The sequence below is a fragment of the Aeromicrobium endophyticum genome (assembly GCF_003586285.1).
In the GTDB taxonomy this organism is placed as follows: Bacteria; Actinomycetota; Actinomycetes; order Propionibacteriales; family Nocardioidaceae; genus Aeromicrobium; species Aeromicrobium endophyticum.
In genome coordinates this window covers 2,029,972-2,045,569 of the sequence record NZ_QUBR01000001.1, presented here as the reverse complement: position 1 = coordinate 2,045,569, position 15,598 = coordinate 2,029,972, and the positions used below count along the sequence as shown (strand labels likewise).

At 71.4% G+C, this 15,598-nt stretch carries 13 protein-coding genes; 3 read left to right on the top strand and 10 right to left on the bottom strand.

Annotated features, from left to right (window positions below):
• Window positions 1–78 precede the first annotated feature (78 nt).
• Window positions 79–294, top strand: coding sequence for a hypothetical protein (locus DX116_RS20125; RefSeq protein ID WP_199715987.1), 216 nt, complete (start codon window positions 79–81; stop codon window positions 292–294).
• On the opposite strand, the gene DX116_RS10095 is transcribed toward DX116_RS20125, so the two are convergent.
• The gene (locus tag DX116_RS10095) at window positions 263–1,858 is read right to left on the bottom strand and encodes an AMP-binding protein (RefSeq protein ID WP_119703956.1); all 1,596 of its coding nucleotides are present in this window, start codon (window positions 1,856–1,858) and stop codon (window positions 263–265) included. The genes DX116_RS20125 and DX116_RS10095 overlap by 32 nt on opposite strands.
• A gap of 182 nt (window positions 1,859–2,040) precedes the next feature.
• Here DX116_RS10095 and DX116_RS10090 point away from each other — a divergent pair, with 182 nt between their 5' ends.
• Window positions 2,041–2,559 carry a calcium-binding protein gene (locus tag DX116_RS10090; RefSeq protein WP_158591967.1) on the top strand — a complete coding sequence of 173 codons (519 nt, stop codon included), beginning with the start codon at window positions 2,041–2,043 and terminating at the stop codon, window positions 2,557–2,559.
• 37 nt (window positions 2,560–2,596) lie between these two features.
• Here the strand turns inward: DX116_RS10090 and DX116_RS10085 are convergent, their stop codons facing one another.
• The 4 genes from DX116_RS10085 to DX116_RS10070 form a co-directional block, all read right to left on the bottom strand.
• Window positions 2,597–4,021 carry a sugar transferase gene (locus DX116_RS10085; RefSeq protein WP_119703954.1) on the bottom strand — a complete coding sequence of 475 codons (1,425 nt, stop codon included), beginning with the start codon at window positions 4,019–4,021 and terminating at the stop codon, window positions 2,597–2,599.
• Window positions 4,021–4,962, bottom strand: a complete 942-nt coding sequence (locus DX116_RS10080) for a glycosyltransferase family 2 protein (RefSeq protein ID WP_158591966.1) — start codon at window positions 4,960–4,962, stop codon at window positions 4,021–4,023. The genes DX116_RS10085 and DX116_RS10080 overlap by 1 nt, the downstream gene beginning before the upstream one ends.
• Before the next feature lie 2 nt (window positions 4,963–4,964).
• Window positions 4,965–5,408, bottom strand: a complete 444-nt coding sequence (locus DX116_RS10075; RefSeq protein WP_233556641.1) for an adenylyltransferase/cytidyltransferase family protein — start codon at window positions 5,406–5,408, stop codon at window positions 4,965–4,967.
• Between the two features lie 113 nt (window positions 5,409–5,521).
• On the bottom strand, window positions 5,522–6,853 hold the full coding sequence (locus DX116_RS10070; protein ID WP_158591965.1) for a sigma-70 family RNA polymerase sigma factor: 1,332 nt from the start codon (window positions 6,851–6,853) through the stop codon (window positions 5,522–5,524).
• A 414-nt stretch (window positions 6,854–7,267) separates the two neighbouring features.
• On the opposite strand from DX116_RS10070, the gene DX116_RS10065 reads away from it, so the two are divergent.
• Window positions 7,268–8,560 (top strand): Wzz/FepE/Etk N-terminal domain-containing protein, encoded by a 1,293-nt coding sequence (locus DX116_RS10065; RefSeq protein ID WP_119703951.1) that lies wholly within the window; start codon window positions 7,268–7,270, stop codon window positions 8,558–8,560.
• Window positions 8,561–8,655: 95 nt separating this feature from the next.
• On the opposite strand, the gene DX116_RS10060 is transcribed toward DX116_RS10065, so the two are convergent.
• The 5 genes from DX116_RS10060 to DX116_RS10040 form a co-directional block, all read right to left on the bottom strand.
• Entirely contained in the window at window positions 8,656–10,155 is a 1,500-nt protein-coding gene (locus tag DX116_RS10060) for a lipopolysaccharide biosynthesis protein (protein ID WP_119703950.1), read from the bottom strand.
• Window positions 10,148–11,449, bottom strand: coding sequence for an O-antigen ligase family protein (locus tag DX116_RS10055; protein ID WP_119703949.1), 1,302 nt, complete (start codon window positions 11,447–11,449; stop codon window positions 10,148–10,150). Before DX116_RS10055 ends, DX116_RS10060 begins: the two co-directional genes overlap by 8 nt.
• Window positions 11,446–12,189, bottom strand: a complete 744-nt coding sequence (locus DX116_RS10050; protein WP_233556639.1) for a CDP-alcohol phosphatidyltransferase family protein — start codon at window positions 12,187–12,189, stop codon at window positions 11,446–11,448. Before DX116_RS10050 ends, DX116_RS10055 begins: the two co-directional genes overlap by 4 nt.
• Entirely contained in the window at window positions 12,186–15,071 is a 2,886-nt protein-coding gene (locus DX116_RS10045) for a delta-60 repeat domain-containing protein (protein ID WP_119703948.1), read from the bottom strand. Before DX116_RS10045 ends, DX116_RS10050 begins: the two co-directional genes overlap by 4 nt.
• A 133-nt stretch (window positions 15,072–15,204) precedes the next feature.
• Window positions 15,205–15,594 (bottom strand): DUF779 domain-containing protein, encoded by a 390-nt coding sequence (locus tag DX116_RS10040; RefSeq protein WP_119703947.1) that lies wholly within the window; start codon window positions 15,592–15,594, stop codon window positions 15,205–15,207.
• Window positions 15,595–15,598 lie beyond the last annotated feature (4 nt).

The following is a 15,598-nucleotide window of genomic DNA, read 5'->3' as shown; positions in this document are numbered from 1 at the left end:
CCGGCCGCGCGGGGGGGGTGTGGGGGGCTCCCCCCCGCGGGGGGGGCCCCCGGGGCGGCGCCCGGGGCCCCCGACGCCGTGGCACAGGCCTATCTCGCCGTCAGGTCGCTCGAGCCCATCGGCGCACACGACGCGGGCGTCGAGGGCCGGGTCGTCGATCCGGCACGCACGCCCACGGCACCGTCCGGGCCCGGGCTGCTGCCGCTGACCGTCGCGTCGACCACCCTGGGCCTGCTGGCCGGCGCGCCGATCGCCGCCAGGCCTACTCGAAGTCGGGCAGCTCGCGCTTCATGACCTTGCCCGTCGGGTTGCGGGGCAGCTCGTCGAGGAACATCAGCCGACCGGGCACGGCGAAGCGCGCCACGTGCGTCTTGGCGTACTGCTTGACGTCGTCCTCCGACAGCGAGGCACCGTCCCTGACCACGACGTACGCGGCCAGCACCTGCCCGAACGTCTGGTCGGGCACGCCCGTCACCACGACGTCGGTGATGTCGGGGTGATCGATCAGCGCGTCCTCGAGCTCACGCGGGAAGACGTTCTCGCCGCCGGAGACGATCATGTCGTCGTCGCGGCCCGAGACGAACAGGCGACCGTCCTCGTCGAAGTAGCCGACGTCGCCGGAGTGCATGAGGCCCTCGGCGAACGACTTGGTGTTGCCGTCGGTGTAGCCGCCGAACGGCATGTCGTTGCCGACGTGGATGACACCGGTCTCGCCCTGCGGGACCTCCCGGCCGTCGGGGTCGAGGATCTTGACCGTCGTGCGGAACGGCGGCCGGCCGGCGGTTCCGGGCGCCTCGCGCAGGTCGGTGGGGCTCGCGATCGTGACCCAGCCCGTCTCGGTCGCGCCGTAGAAGTTGTAGACCGAGTCGGTGAACAGGTCCATGTAGCGGTTGGCCAGGTCGCCAGCCAGCGCCGAGCCGCTGCTGGCCGTGATGCGCAGCGACGACACGTCGGCCTTCTCGACGACCGCCGGGTCGAGGTCGATCATGCGCTGCATCATCAGCGGGACGACCACGAGCACCTCGGCGCGGTATCTCTCGACGTCCTGGAGCACCTGCTGCGGCGAGAACTTGCGTCGCAGCACGTAGGTCGGCGCCGTCGACAGGCCGAAGGCGAAGTTGATCAGCCCCCACGAGTGGAACAGCGGCGCGGCGATCACGACCGTCGAGTTGCCGCGGTACGGGATGGCGCCGAAGAAGGCGATGAGCGGCTTGAGGTCCTTCGGCTCCTCGCGGCGCGCCCCCTTGGGCAGGCCCGTCGTTCCCGAGGTGAAGATGATGATCTGGCCGTGCCGCGACGGCTTGGCGTGAGCGGAGGTCGGCTGCCCCGCCATCAGGCTCGCCACGGACGGCAGGTCGTCGGGTGCGTCGTCGTCGGCCCAGCCCAGCACGACCAGCGACCGGTCGACGTCCTGGGCGACCTCGAGGAACTCCTGGTCGACGATGACGAGGCTGGCGTCCTCGCGCCGGGCGAGCTCGCCCAGCTGCGACCGGCTGGCCATCGTGTTGAGCATCAGCACCCGGCCGCCGGCCTGCATGACCGCCACGATCGCGACGATCATGTAGCGGTGGTTGCGCGACAGCACCGCGATGGAGTCTCCGGGCTCGACGCCGCGCTCCTTGAGCGCCTGCGTGAGCTGGTTGACCTGGCCGGCCAGCTCGGACCACGTGATCTCGCCGGCGTCGTCGATGATCGCCGTCTGCTTCGGGAAGCGCTTGGCAGCGGCGTTGACGCCCGACGGAAGACCGGGACCCCACTTGGCCAGCTGCAGCCCGGCGCCCAGGAGCCGGTGAGGCGCGACCGGCTTGAGCAGCCCGATCTGCTTGAAGACCTTCAGGCTGTAGCTCACGTCGTTCATGAAACTCCGTTCGATGCGATGGCTCGACCGTAACGCTGCCGAGACGACGCATCGAGAGTAACAACGAGTTACACCTGTGGCTCGCTTCCATGAGAAGGCTCTCATCGACGGCTCACGCGACCCTCATGGGCGATGGCTGGAGTGAGGTCATCACATCGACCCCAGCGAACTGGAGACATCCCATGCGCACGCCCAGCCGTTCTGCCGCAGCACTCACCCTCGCCGGCCTCGGTCTCGCCACCGTGGCCGTGGCCGGCCTCGCCACCCCCGCCTCCGCCGCGGGCCCCACCTGCCAGGGCGTCGCCGCGACGATCGTCGGCACCGCAGGGCCCGACGAGATCGACGGCACCCCGGGCCGTGACGTCATCGTCGGCCTCGCCGGCCACGACGAGATCGATGGCGGGGGCGGCAACGACCTCATCTGCGGCGGATCGGGCGACGACGAGATCGACGGCGGACGCGGTGCCGACCGCATCGACGCCGGCGCGGGCCGCGACGACGTCGACGGCGAGTCGGGGCCCGACCGCATCTGGGGCCGGGCCGGCAACGACGACCTGGCCGGCGGATCGGGCAACGACCGCATCTGGGGCGGCAACGGACGCGACACGATCGAGGGCGAGCGCGGCTCCGACCGTCTCAAGGGCGGCTCCGGCGCCGACCGCGTCTACCAGGGCAGCGAGCCCGACCGCGACGACGACTGAGGCATCTGCGGCCGACACGACCGGCCGGCCGACCTGGCTAGTGCGCGCCGTCCCGGGACAGGACCGCCCGGACGGTGCGCGCCAGGATCGCCAGGTCGAGGCGCAGGTTCCAGTTGTTGACGTACTGCAGGTCCATGCGGATCGAGTCGTCCCACGACAGCGTCGACCGGCCGCTCACCTGCCACAGGCCGGTGAGGCCGGGCCTCACGTGGAGGCGGCGCCACACCCACTCGCTGTACTGGGACGTCTCGGCCGGCAGCGCCGGGCGGGGCCCGACCAAGGACATGTCGCCCTTGACGACGTTGAACAGCTGCGGCAGCTCGTCGATCGACAGGCTGCGAAGCACCCGCCCGATGCGCGTGATGCGCGGGTCGTCGCGCAGCTTGAACAGCGGCCCGGCACCTTCGTTGTGGTTGCGCAGGTCGACCAGACGCGCCTCGGCGTCGACCACCATGGTGCGGAACTTGTACATCACGAACGGACGGCCGTCCTGACCCGAGCGCACCTGGCGGAAGATCGCGGGCCCGCGGGAGCCGAGCCGGATCATGAGCGCGACGGCCAGCAGCACCGGGGACAGCAGCACGAGCGCCAGCGCCGCGCAGACCCGGTCGAACACCGACTTGGCCATCAACGACATCAGGTGGTCGTTGGGGGCGCGCAGCGACAGCGCGATCTGGTCTCCGACCCGCCGCGGGCTGAGGTACTCGACGTGATCGCTCATGTCGGCCACCACGAGGCACTCGACCTCGGCTCGCTGCAGCGCCCACGCGAGGTGCCGCAGGGCGGGGTTGGTGAAGGCGCGTCCGCTGGCGATCACGACCGAGGTGGCGTGCCGCTCGGCGACCGCCGACAGCACCTCTCGGACCACCTCGTCGAAGCTGTGGTCGGAGACGGCGCTGGCCGGGGCGAGCTCGTGCGGCGATCGCCACGAGCACGTCGCCACGACGTCGACGTCCTTGCGGCCGGCCCATCGCTTCTGCAGGCGCTGCACCGACTCGACCTGGCCGACCAGGATCGTCGGCGTGCTCCGCAGCAGCTGACGGTGCACGACCGACGACGCGGCGAGCACCGCGGGGCCCGCCAGCACCGCCACCAGGCCCTGACGCACCATCGTGGAGTTGTCGGCCCCGGCGATGACGAGGCCGAAGGTGCCGATGCCGAGCATCTCGACCAGGCGGATCGACGGCTTGAACGACCGGGCCCGCTCGAACGCCGGCAGCGCCGCGAAGCTGTAGAGCAGCCAGGTGCCCACGAGGGCGACGACGACCGACGTCCACTCGGGGGGCAGCTCGAAGCGTCGGGCCGCGAGCAGCCACGGCACGGCGAGGGCACCGACGTAGCCGACGACGCCCTGACGCAGCACCGCCCCGCCGAACCGGTGCAGCGTGCGCCGCTTGGGCACCGACGCCTGCCGCTCGGTGCGCAGCCCCCGCAGGGGCTGGTTGATGTTCATGACGGCCATCAGATGCCCTTGCCGACGAGGTTGGCCACGCGCGCGACGAACCGCGCCGACAGCAGCCGGTAGGAGATCAGCACGCCCAGCCAGGCTCGGACGTTGAGCGGCTGGAGACGCAGCGACCGCCGCAGCCACGTGCGCGCGGGTCGCCCCGCGCCGTCGGCGGCGAGAGCGAAGCCGATCTGCGAGCTGATGCGGGAGTAGGCGTAGTCGTCGGCGCGAAGGTCGGCGTGCTTGTCGAGCAGGTAGACGTGTCCCTCGGCGTAGGGACCCCAGTGCCCGTAGAAGTACGAGTCGCCGGACCACCGCACGGCGACCAGGGGCCGGTTGACCAGGCGTACCGGCGCGAGGCGGGAGACCGTGAGCAGGACGTCGTAGTCCTCGCCGTGGGCACCGGGGAGCCGCTCGTCGATCATCCCGATGCGGTCGAGGACGTCGCGACGGAACACGAAGCTGCTCGAGTGGAGGCCCGCGATGCGGTCGTGCACCAGGTCGGCGTGGGTCACGACCGTGCTGGGTGCGAGGCGGTCGTGCATCGCACGCCCGTCGTCGACCCGCATCGCCGTGCCGACCAGGCCGGCCTCGGGATGCTGGTCGAACAGCACCATCTGCGCCTCGAGCTTGCCGTCGAGCCAGACGTCGTCGTCGTCGAGGAAGGCGACGAAGTCGTGCTCGGCGGCCACGATGCCGCTGTTGCGGGCACCGGCCAGGCCCCGCACCCGGTCGTTGGGGATGCCGCGCAGGACACGTCCGGCCGGCAGGTCGACATCGGGCAGCGCGACGTCGCACGCGTCGAACACGACGATGATCTCGATGTCGCCGGGATAGGACTGCTGCGCGACGCTGTCGACCGCCTCACGCATGCGCTGGGGCCGGCGGTGCGTCGGGATGACCGCCGTGACGCCGGGAGGACGCGGCGCGACGGCCTCCGTGCGCGGCTCGCGCACGCTCATTCGAGCGTCCCGCCCTCGGTGAGGAACGAGCGCAGCATCGAGCTGGAGGTGTGACGGGTGTACGGGAAGTAGACGACCTCGGCGCCGACGCTCTGCATGGCGTGCTCGAGGCGGTAGCCCTTGGGCGTGCCCTGCCAGTCGCTGCCCTTGAAGATCGCGTCGAAGGGGCGCTGGTGCCACATCGCGAGCTTGTCCTCGGACCGGTCGATCACGACCTCGTCGACGATGCCGAGGGCCGAGATGATGTCGATGCGCTCGTCGCACGGCACGACCGACGGCCTGCCCTTGAGGTGCTCGACGTACTCGTCGCTGGCCACGCCCACCACGAGGTGGCGGCAGTGGGTGCGAGCCCTGCGCAGGAGGTTGAGGTGGCCGACGTGGAACATGTCGAACACGCCGCTGGAGTAGCCCACGTCGAACCTGGGTCGTGCATCGATCACGGGCTCCCTGTCCTTCCGTCGGTCTCACCATGGAAGAGCACCCTGACCGCCGATCGTGACGAGGTGCGAACAGATTTCCGGCGACGCCCGACGCGCCCCTTCGAACGGGACTCCTACTGGGCGGCGGACAACGACACGAGCCCGTCGGACCCGCCCACCGTCAGCTCGAGCGCCCCGACGTTCGCCGTGAGCCGCGGTGCGGCGACGCCGTCGGGCGACGTGGGCGTGTCGATGCGGACGCCGACCTGGGGGACGACGGACGGGACCGGGACGCCCGGCGCGGCGGTCGGCGCCGGCGGGATCTTCGCCGCCGGCCTGGTCGCGGCCGGGACCGTCGGTGCTGCGGTCTCGGGGGCGGCCGCAGCGGCCGGTCGCTGGGCCTGCGAGACCACCGGGCGCGCCGGCGACGTCGCCGCGGACGTCGCCGTGCCGGAGCGAGGTGCCTCGGCGCGCGGTTCAACGGCCGGGGTATGGGACTGCTCGGTCGCGCCGCGGTCGGATGATCCGGTGTCGACGCTGGCCAGCGAGAACCGCGCCGGATCGGGTGCGCCCGAGGGGATGCTGATGATGGCCGCCGAGGCGATCGCGGCAGCCGCCGCCGGAGGCACGAGCACGGCGAGCACGGCCTTGAGCAGCACGGAGAGATGCGCACCTACCGAGGCCAGCGAGAGACCCACCGCGCCCAGCACGACGGTCGTGCCGGAGACGAGACCGACCTCGCGGTTGACCTCTTGGAGGTCGAGGTAGATCGCCATGCAGTCGCCGCACGACTCGAGATGGGTGTGGACGCGCTCCTGGTCGCGCGCCGACGCGGTGCGTCGCACGAAGGCCGAGAGCTTGGCCCGGTGCTCGGAGCAGGTGCGGCTGTCTCCGGGCTGCTCGTCCTTGACGTGCTGCTGCAGGTAGGCCTCGCGCAGACCCGCCCGGGCCCGGTAGACCAGCGCCGAGACGCTGTTGGGCGACAGGTCGAGCAGCGGACCGAGCTCGTGCGGCTTGCGTCCCTCGACGTCGAGGTGCCACAGGACCGTCCGCCAGCGCGCAGGCAGCGACTCGTAGGCCGAGCGGATGGCCGAGCGCTCGAAGTCGTCCAGGTTGCCGTTGCCGAAGGCCACGGGTGTATCGATCTGCTGCAGGTCGTCGGTGGGCACGACGCGCTTGCGCGCCTTGGCCCGGCGGGCGCACTCGTGGCGGACCGTCGTGAAGAGATACGCACGGAACGCCGTCTCGGGGCCCTTGCCACGCCCCAGCAGGTCGAGGACCTGCGCGAACGCCTCCGAGACGACGTCGTCGGAGTCCTCCTTCTGCCCGAGGTGGCGAGCGAGCCGGTGGGCTGCGTAGCTGTACCGCGAGAAGAGCGCGGCGTAGGCCTCGGAGCTGCCCGAACGTGCCATGGCGAGCAACGAGCCGTCGTCGAGATCGACGAGTGCGAGCCCTGCTCCAGACACGTCGACAGCGTCAACGTTGTGCATCTGGTCCCCTGGATGTTGATCGCCCGTCACCTCTGTGGAGGCACCGAACCGTATGTAACCGTGGTTGACGGTCCTCCCGAGCATGGCACGCGACGATGCGGGGCACCAGACGGGAACGCAGCATTTTTCGCTGCAATCCGAGAGAAGAATAAATAATACGCCGTTGTCCACCACGGTGTGACGACGCCTCAGACAACTGGTGGCGGGCCATCCCCGGCCCGACGCATTGTTTTTTCCGGTCTGTCCACAGGAGGAGCCGAGGCAGAATTGTAACTGTGATTTACCCGACATTCAACAAAATGGACGGCCTGCCGTCATAGCGTCCGGAGGGTCTGCTCCTTGCTAGTAGAGGTCCCATCCGGGATCTTGTGAGACGCAAGGACGACCTCGATGGCCACTGCACCACAGCCCGTACAGCTCACCGACCTGGCGGGCTCTCTCCGGCGTCACTGGACCGTCGTCGCCCTCACCGCGGTGATCGGGCTCGTGCTGGGTGTGCTCGTGTCGTTCGTCCTGCCCTCCAGCTACGAGGCCACCGCATCGGTCGCCGTGAACCCGATGAACGCCGACCCGGTCGGCACGTCCGCCGATGCGAGCCGCACGGTCAGCATGCCGACCGAGGTCGGGACGGCGACGTCCGCCAAGGTGGCTGCCGCGGCCGCGAAGACGCTCGCACCGGCGTACTCGCTGTCGGCCAGCGACGTCCGCGAGGCCACGCACGTCGAGTCGCCCGACGACTCGCTCATCCTCGACATCCGCTACTCGGGCGGCTCGGCCAAGGAGGCCGCGGCCGGCGCCGAGGCCGTCGCCAAGGCCTACCTCTCGGTGCGTCGGGCCGACGCCGAGGCGCAGATCCAGCGTCTGAAGGCCGCCACCGAGCAGCAGATCTCGGCCGTGCAGGCGCAGTCGGTGCTTCCGGAGTTCGCCGGCGGCGTGCAGCAGCGGTCGATCTCGCTCCAGGCCGACGCCTTGGGCACTCGGCTGGCCGAGCTGGGCGGGGTCGACCTCACGCCCGGCCAGATCGTGGGCAGCCCCGAGGTGCCGACGAGCCCCTCGACCCCCGGGCCGCTCGCACTGGGTCTGGCCGGCCTCTTCCTCGGCCTGCTCGCCGGCATCCCCCTCGCCGCGACCAAGAAGGAGGAGGACTCCGAGATCGGCGGCGTCGAGGGCCTGCAGGCCATCGGCGACCAGATCGTGCTCGACGGCACCAAGGACACCAACCGGGCCGACACCTGGGACATCGCAGCGTTCATGCTCAAGATCCCCGTCGACATCGGCATCGAGGACCCGTTCTTGATCATGGTCGACGCCGAGGAGCAGCACGGCCGAGCCATCACCCCGGGCCAGGAGCTCGTCGACGCCCTGTCGCGACGCGGACGATCGGCACGGTTCGTCGACGCGGGCGCGATCAACGAGGGCAAGATCAGCCGCGGCTGGCCGACCGACAAGAAGCGCATCTCGTGGGCCGGCGAGATCATCATCATCGACACGACCAACCTGACCTCCGATGCGAACAAGGTCGCCCTGGCGACGCGGTCCGACTCGGTGCTGCTCGCCCGCTCCACCACCGACGACGCGGCGGCGGTCCGTCGCCTGGCCGGTCTGCTCCGCTCGAAGAACGTCGAGATCGCGCTGACGGCACTGTTCCCCCCGCGCCCCGAGCTGCTGACCCTCAACCGCTGATCCTCGCGGCGCCGCACCGCCGCACAGCATCCCGGAGCCGGACCGCCCCCGTGGCGGTCCGGCTCCCCTGCGTGCGCCAGGCTCCGCTGCGTCGGTCAGGCGCCCGAGCGGTGCCGCACCAGGTCGGTCAGCCCCAGCCGCGACCTCAGCGGGATGCTCGCGACGAGGTAGGCGAGCGCCGCGACGGCGGTGACCACCAGCATCGCCGGCAGGGACGAGCCGAGGAGGAGCCTGCCGCCCGCGGCGACGGTGCCGACCACCGCCACGCTCAGCCCGGCCGCGACGACCAGGTGCCGGCCGGCGGGACGCAGCCCCATGAGCCACTGCACCTGGTAGACCACGAGGGCCGTGTCGAGCAGGATCGTGACGGCCCACGCCACCGCGGCGCCCTCGATGCCCCACACCGGCACCAGCACCAGGTCGAGGACCAGGTTGACGGCCAACGCCGCGGTCTTGTCTCCGAGCTGCCAGCTGCTGCGCCCCCCCATGAGCAGGATGGTCTGCACCGTCCCCGCCGCGGTCGCGAGTGCCATCGCGACGCTCAGCACCGTCAGCGCCCTCGCCCCCTCCGCGAAGCCCTCGCCGAAGATCGCCAGCACGGAGTCGGAGAACACCGCGAGGACGATGAAGAACGGCCATGCCATCCAGATCATGGCCGCGGTGACGAGCCCGTAGATCTCGCCCGCCTCGCGGACGGCACCCCGCGCGAGTGCCGCGCTGACCTGCGGGCCCACCGCGACGCGAGCCGCCTGCTGCACGACCTCACCGGCGCGGGCGCACCGCGTGACGACCGCGTAGACGCCGGCCGCCTCGGCCGACGTCAGCGCACCGACCAGGATCACGTCGGCCCACTCGAGCAGGATCTCGACCGTCGCGGACACCCCGCGCACCGCGCTGAACGACCAGAAGTCGCGCCGGAGACGGCGATCGTGCTCCGCCGACGTCTCCGAGACCGGCGTGGTCGTGGCGTGCCTCCTGGTCGCGCGCAGGACGACCAGGCAGGCCGCCCCCAGCACGAGGGGGACGGGCGACATCCACGCGGCCAGGGCACCCAGCACCCCTCCCCCTGCCGTGACGACCGTCAGCACGGCCACCAGCCGGAGCACCGGCAGCCCGACGCCCTGCAGCAGCGGGTACGACACGACGTCGCCCATCCCGCGGGCGACCGCGAGCACCACGGCAATCATGCTCGCGAGCACCGCCGCGGCGGCCGCCGCCACGACCAGCCCGTCGTCGACCCCGGTCGCCGCGGGGCCGGGCAGGGCAACCCAGCAGGCGGCAGCGGCCACCACGACCACCCCGCCCATGGCGACCGGCCTGACCGCGATGGCGACCAGGCGTGGGATGTCGGCTGACCGTCCGGTCGCCCGCGCTGCCGACACGAAGCGGACGAGCCCCGTGTCGGCACCGAGCTCGGCGACGTTGGAGACGATCATGACCGCGGCCACGACCACGAAGTAGCTGCCCGCGCCCTCCGTCCCGAGCTGACGGCCCACGACGGCGGCCAGCACCAGTCCGATCAACGAGCCGGTGGCGCCGCCGACCAGGTTGACCAGGCCCGCCCAGGCGATCCCGCGCGAGGGACCCTCAGCCACCGGCGTCGGCGAGGTCGGCGGTGTCGATCCCGTGCCGTCGCCGCAGGAGCACCGCCGCCACCAGCATGATCGAGAGCATCTGCATGATGTCGAGGCCGTAGATGCCGATGACGACGCTGGCGACGACCAGCACGCTGTGCAGGACGAGGTCGACGTCGCCGGGCGCCCGCCACGTGCGCAGCGTCGTGCCCCACAGGAAGGTCAGGAAGAAGGCCAGGCCGACGAAGCCGAAGCTGAACATCAGCATCCACACGTAGCCCTGGGTGCCGGCCGAGATGAGCGGCTCGGTCGCCGACGGACGCGGCGCCCCGTGCCCGAGCAGGGGCGACTGCAGCGACCGCTCGAAGGTCTCTTGGTAGAGCGACCATCGGGTGCCCCACGAGTCGCCGTAGCGCTGACGGGTCTGGATCTGGCTCAGCAGGCCGTTGCCCAGCAAGACGGCCGCGCCGATGACGCCCAGCACCGCGATGGCGAGCACCGGGGCCGCACGGTCACGGATCGCGAGCCTCACGACGACGTAGACCGCCGCGAGCACGAGGCCGGCGAACATCCCTCGGTTGGAGGTGGCCAGCGCGGGAGCGATCATCGCGACGAGCCCGAGCACGATCACGACCCGGGCCAGGCGCGAGCGCGCCTGGAGGAAGCATGCGATCGCCACCGGCGTCAGCAGCACGATCGCGACGCCCCAGCTGTTGGCGTACGGGAACGGCGCCGACGGACGGACGAAGTCGACCGGCGACCCGAACGGCTGCTGCACCTCGGCCAGCGGCGGGAAGAACAGGTCGCGGACGTAGTCGTTGCCCGTCAGGGAGTCGGGCAGCAGCAGGCCGACCGGAGTCGTCAGGCGGGTCTCGGGCGACAGCATGCCGAGGATGCCGCCCACGATCGTGAACAGCCAGACGAAGGTCAGGGCGTCGACGATGCGGCGTCTGGTGAGGCGCCGACCGGCGCTGATCGTGTAGACGAACGCGGTGCCGACCACGAGCAGGATCGAGAACCGGTAGGCGTATCCGAGCATGCGCTCGGTCGAGTCGATCATGACGGCGCACGGCACGACCCACAGCACGAAGGCGCCGAACGCGTACACGCCCGGCACGAGTCGCGTGGCCCGGTAGTGCGCCAGGTACGAGAGCATGACGACCGTCAGGAATGACCCGGCGATGACGGTCGCTCCCAGCAGCCAGAACACCGGGAAGCCCCACAGGAGCGCGAGCACGGGCCAGGCCGGAAGCGCGTCGTGGACGCTGTCGACCTCCTCCGCCTCGCGGGTGGGCAGCGACGTCGCGGCGCTCATCCTGGAGCCCGACCCGTCGCGAGCGCCGACAGCTCACGGTGCCGCCGCACGCCGGTGGCCACCAGCAGCAGCACGTTGAGCGCTGCGAAGACGCCGTAGACCCAGAGGAAGGCCGAGGTCCAGGCCCACAGCAGCACCACCAGGTTGAGCAGACCGGTGTCGGCGGGTGCCTGGATCCACGGGCCGAACCGCGGCACCGACTCCGGCCCGGCCACGGGGTCGCGGCGGGCGAGCTGCTCGGCGAGGATCTGCGCGAAGAACCGCACGGACGACGCCAGGGCGAACGCCAGCGGAACCAGCAGCACGGCGTCGGGGACGTCGGCGAAGCGGTACAGGCCGATCAGGACGGCGAGGTGGAACAGCAGGTGGCGGACGGCGTCGACGACGTGGTCGAGCCACTCGCCGGCCGGCGAGCCGGCGCCCCTCAGCCGCGCCAGCTGCCCGTCGGCGGAGTCGAGGGCGAAGCCGAGCTGCAGCAGGACGGTGGCGCCGATCGCTGCCACGACCCCGGGCGACGGACCCAGGACCAGGCCCGCGCCTGCCAGGAAGGCCACGAAGCTGGCGATCGTCAGGTGGTCGGGCGTGACCCTCGTGGGTGCGACGAGCGCTGCGATGCCGCGCCCCAGCCGCCGGTTGACGACGCGCATGTACCACGGGACGCCGGCGCCGCTCTTCTGCGCGCGGGCCAGCTCGGCATAGCCGGCCCGTACCGCTGAGGTATCGACCAGCACGGACGTCACGACGTGCCCGTGAGGGTCAGGTCCATGCTCAACGATGGCGTGAGCCGGTAGTTGGAGTGCACCTCGACCGCGATCGTGTTGACACCGTCGACCAGCACGCTCGGCGGGACGTTCCACGACACGGGGCTCGCGACCGCCGTCGCCGTGCTGGCGGCCACCGTGGCGTAGGTGCCTCGGGTCAAGGCGCCCTCGGGCAGGTTGGCCCGGCCGACCTCCTTGCCGTTGACGTAGACCGCCACGCCGTCGTCAGCGCGCGTCGTCAGCAGGAGGCTCTTGATCGCGGCCCGGTTCGTGACGGTGACCTGCTGCCGGAAGTAGGACGTCAGCGGACGGGTCGCGCCGGCCGCCACGTCGATGTCGGTCGTGATCGGCCCCTTGCCCCAGCCGAGGACGGCCTTGCCGGTGGGCCACGCCCGGGCGTCGAAGGAGCCCGAGGTCCAGCTGCTCGGCACCGAGACGTTGTTGTCGACGAGGTACGACCAGGTGGAGCCCGAGGTCACGAGGTCCACGGGGGTGGTCGCGGGAGCGCTGGGCGGCCCGACGACGGCGGTCGACGCCGACCGGTTGCCCCAGCTGTCGGCCGCGCGCACGACGAACCGGTCCGAGCTGGACGAGCCGGCGACCGTCAGCTGCTTGCTCGTCGTGACGCCGATGACGCGGTCGTTGCGCAGCACCTCGAAGGTGCCGCCGGACGGCAGGCTGCCGCTCCAGGTCAGGGTCGCGGTGGTGCCGGACGTCGATGCGGCCAGGCCGCTGGGCTTGGCGGGCGCCGTGTGGGGCCGGACGGCGAAGCGGGCGAATCCGCCGACCCACTGGTTGGTGCCGTTCTCGCGCACCGCGCTGGTCAGGGTGCCGCCGGCCCAGAGCGTGCCGTCGGAGGCGACCATCAGCGCCCACACGCCACGCCCCTGGTCGGCCCTCATCTCGGGGGTGAACTCGGGCACGTAGTCGCCCGTGGTGGCGTCCCAGGCACCGACGTAGTAGATCTTGTCGGCCTGCGACCACGTGACGTTGGTCGAGCCGGGCGACGTCGAGTCGTACTGGGTCGTGTCGGAGTAGTTCCACTGCTCGCAGTGGCATCCGCCGAAGGCCAGGCCGTTGCCACCGGTGATGGCCTGGAAGTCGCCACCGTCCTTGGTGATGTGAGCGTTCTCGAGGGCGAAGGTCGTGGGGTCGTACGAGAACATGCTGTGCTGCGAGCCGCCGAGCCACACCTTGCCGGCGACCTGCTTGACGGCCTGCTGGTAGCGCGCGGAGCCGGCCGTGCTGAACGTCGGCTGCCACGCCTTGGCCTGGGCTGCGCCGGTCGCCGTGCTGATGGCCGCCGCCCGGTCGGCGGTCTGCCCGCCGCGCATCTGGGTGAAGTAGCCCGAGAAGTAGACGGCCGTGCCGTCGTCGCTGGCGTCGACCGCGGTGCCGGTGCCGTTGAAGTCGGGGTTCCACTTGGCGTCCGCCAAGCCCGTCGAGAGGTCGATGCGCGCACCGCCCTTGGCGTAGCGTTCGCCCGCCGACGGGTGGGTGAAGTGCGTGAACGCGCCCGTCACGTAGAGATAGCTGCCGCCGACGTCGAGCCCCCGCACCGAGACCTTGCCACCGGTGAGACGGTTCTCGACATTGGTCTTGTACGAGGTGTCGAGGGCGCCCGTCGACGGGTTGAGCACCACCAGCCCGGCACGACTCGACCCGCCGACCGACGTGAACTCGCCGCCGACCGCCAGGCGTCCGTCGGGCAGCGCGGCGAGCGCCTTGACCTGGTTGTTCAGCTGCGGCTTGAACGACGGCACGGGCTCGCCCGTCGTCGCGTCGAAGGCCGCGAGGTAGGGCTGGGCGACCTTGTCGCTGCCGGTGGCCGAGCCGCCCTTCTGCACCGTCGTGAAGTTGCCGCCGACGTAGACGGTGCCGCCGATCTGCGCGAAGGCCTGCACCTCGCCGGCGTTCTCGGTGGTGCCGCCGGCGCCGAGACCCGTGACGCCCCACGAGGTGGGCAGGGCGCCGCTGCGAGGAGCCGCCCGGATGGTCTCGGGTGCCGTGCCACCGGCCGGGATGGCCGTGAACGACAGCTGCGAGCTGAGCAGCTTCGGTCTGATGTACACCTGGGTGAAGGGGACGGCGTAGGCCCCGCCGGCGTTCTTGGAGTAGAGGTAGCTCGAGCTGGACGTCGAGCCGGTGACGGTCGAGCCGTACGTGAACCCTCGGACGTAGCTGTTGGCCGGGTCCTCAGCCGTCCAGACGCGGCGGAACCCGTCGTCGGTGCCGAAGTTGCGGGTCGTCGCCTCGGTGCCGCCGCTGCCGCCGATCGAGAACGAGGCGAGCGGGAGCCCCGCACCCAGGGCCCAGGTCCAGCGGTCGCGCGAGTCTGCCTTGAACGTGAACCGGGACTCCTGCCACGTGGCACCCGCGGGGTCCGTCGCCCGGCGCAGCCGCACGCCGCTGCCGTAGGTGGGGTCGTCGATGCGCTTGCCGCCCATCAGCGCGGTGACGGTCGCGCCGCTGAGCTGGCGCGGCGAGAAGGCGCCCGTGCCGGTGACCTGGTCGGCGACGTCGGCCGCCGTGCCCTTGCCGTCGTAGTTGTACGTCCAGTTCTCGCGGCCACGACCGATCAGGGCCCAGCCGCCACCGTCGGTGGTCTGGTCGCAGTAGATCCTGGTGGGCACCTTCAGCTGGGGCGTGAGGATCCAGTAGGCGCCGCTCGGGGCCGAGCCGTTGAGCTGCTTGACCTCCCAGCACGACGCCGCGGCCGTGGCCTGCGTCAGCCCGTCCACGGCAGGTGCCGCTGCGGCCGGCGAGGGCGCCGACACAGCTGCCAGCCCTGCCGCCACGACGGACGTCGCGAGGACGGCCCGCAGGCTCGTGGACAGGGACCGTCGAACAGATGAGCGCACGTGAAGAATTCCTCGGTCGTCTCGAGAGCGGGCACGACCTCGCGTCGCGCCCTTCCCCCGTGCAGAGACACGAGCCTCCCGAGCATGACGCCGCCCCGCGCACGAGTGTGCGCGGGGCGGCGGCTCGGACCGCCTACCGGGCGGGCTCGGCCTCGAGCAGGGCCGTCTCGGCCTCGGTGAACACCCGCGAGCGGATGATGAACCGACGACCGGTCGGGCCCTCGATCGAGAAGCCGGCGCCGCGGCCCGGGACGACGTCGATCGTGATGTGCGTGTGCGACCAGTACGCGAACTGCTCGCGCGAGATCCACACCGGTGCCACCTCGGGCGCCCCGTACTCGAGATCGCCGAGGTGGACGTCCTGGTGCCCGGTCAGGAACGTCCCCTGCGTGAAGCACATCGGAGCCGACCCGTCGCAGCACCCGCCCGACTGGTGGAACATCAACGGCTTGTCGTGCAACACCCGGAGCTCACGGAGCAGCTCCGCGGCCTCCGGGGTCAGCGCGACGCGCTCGACGGTCACCGGC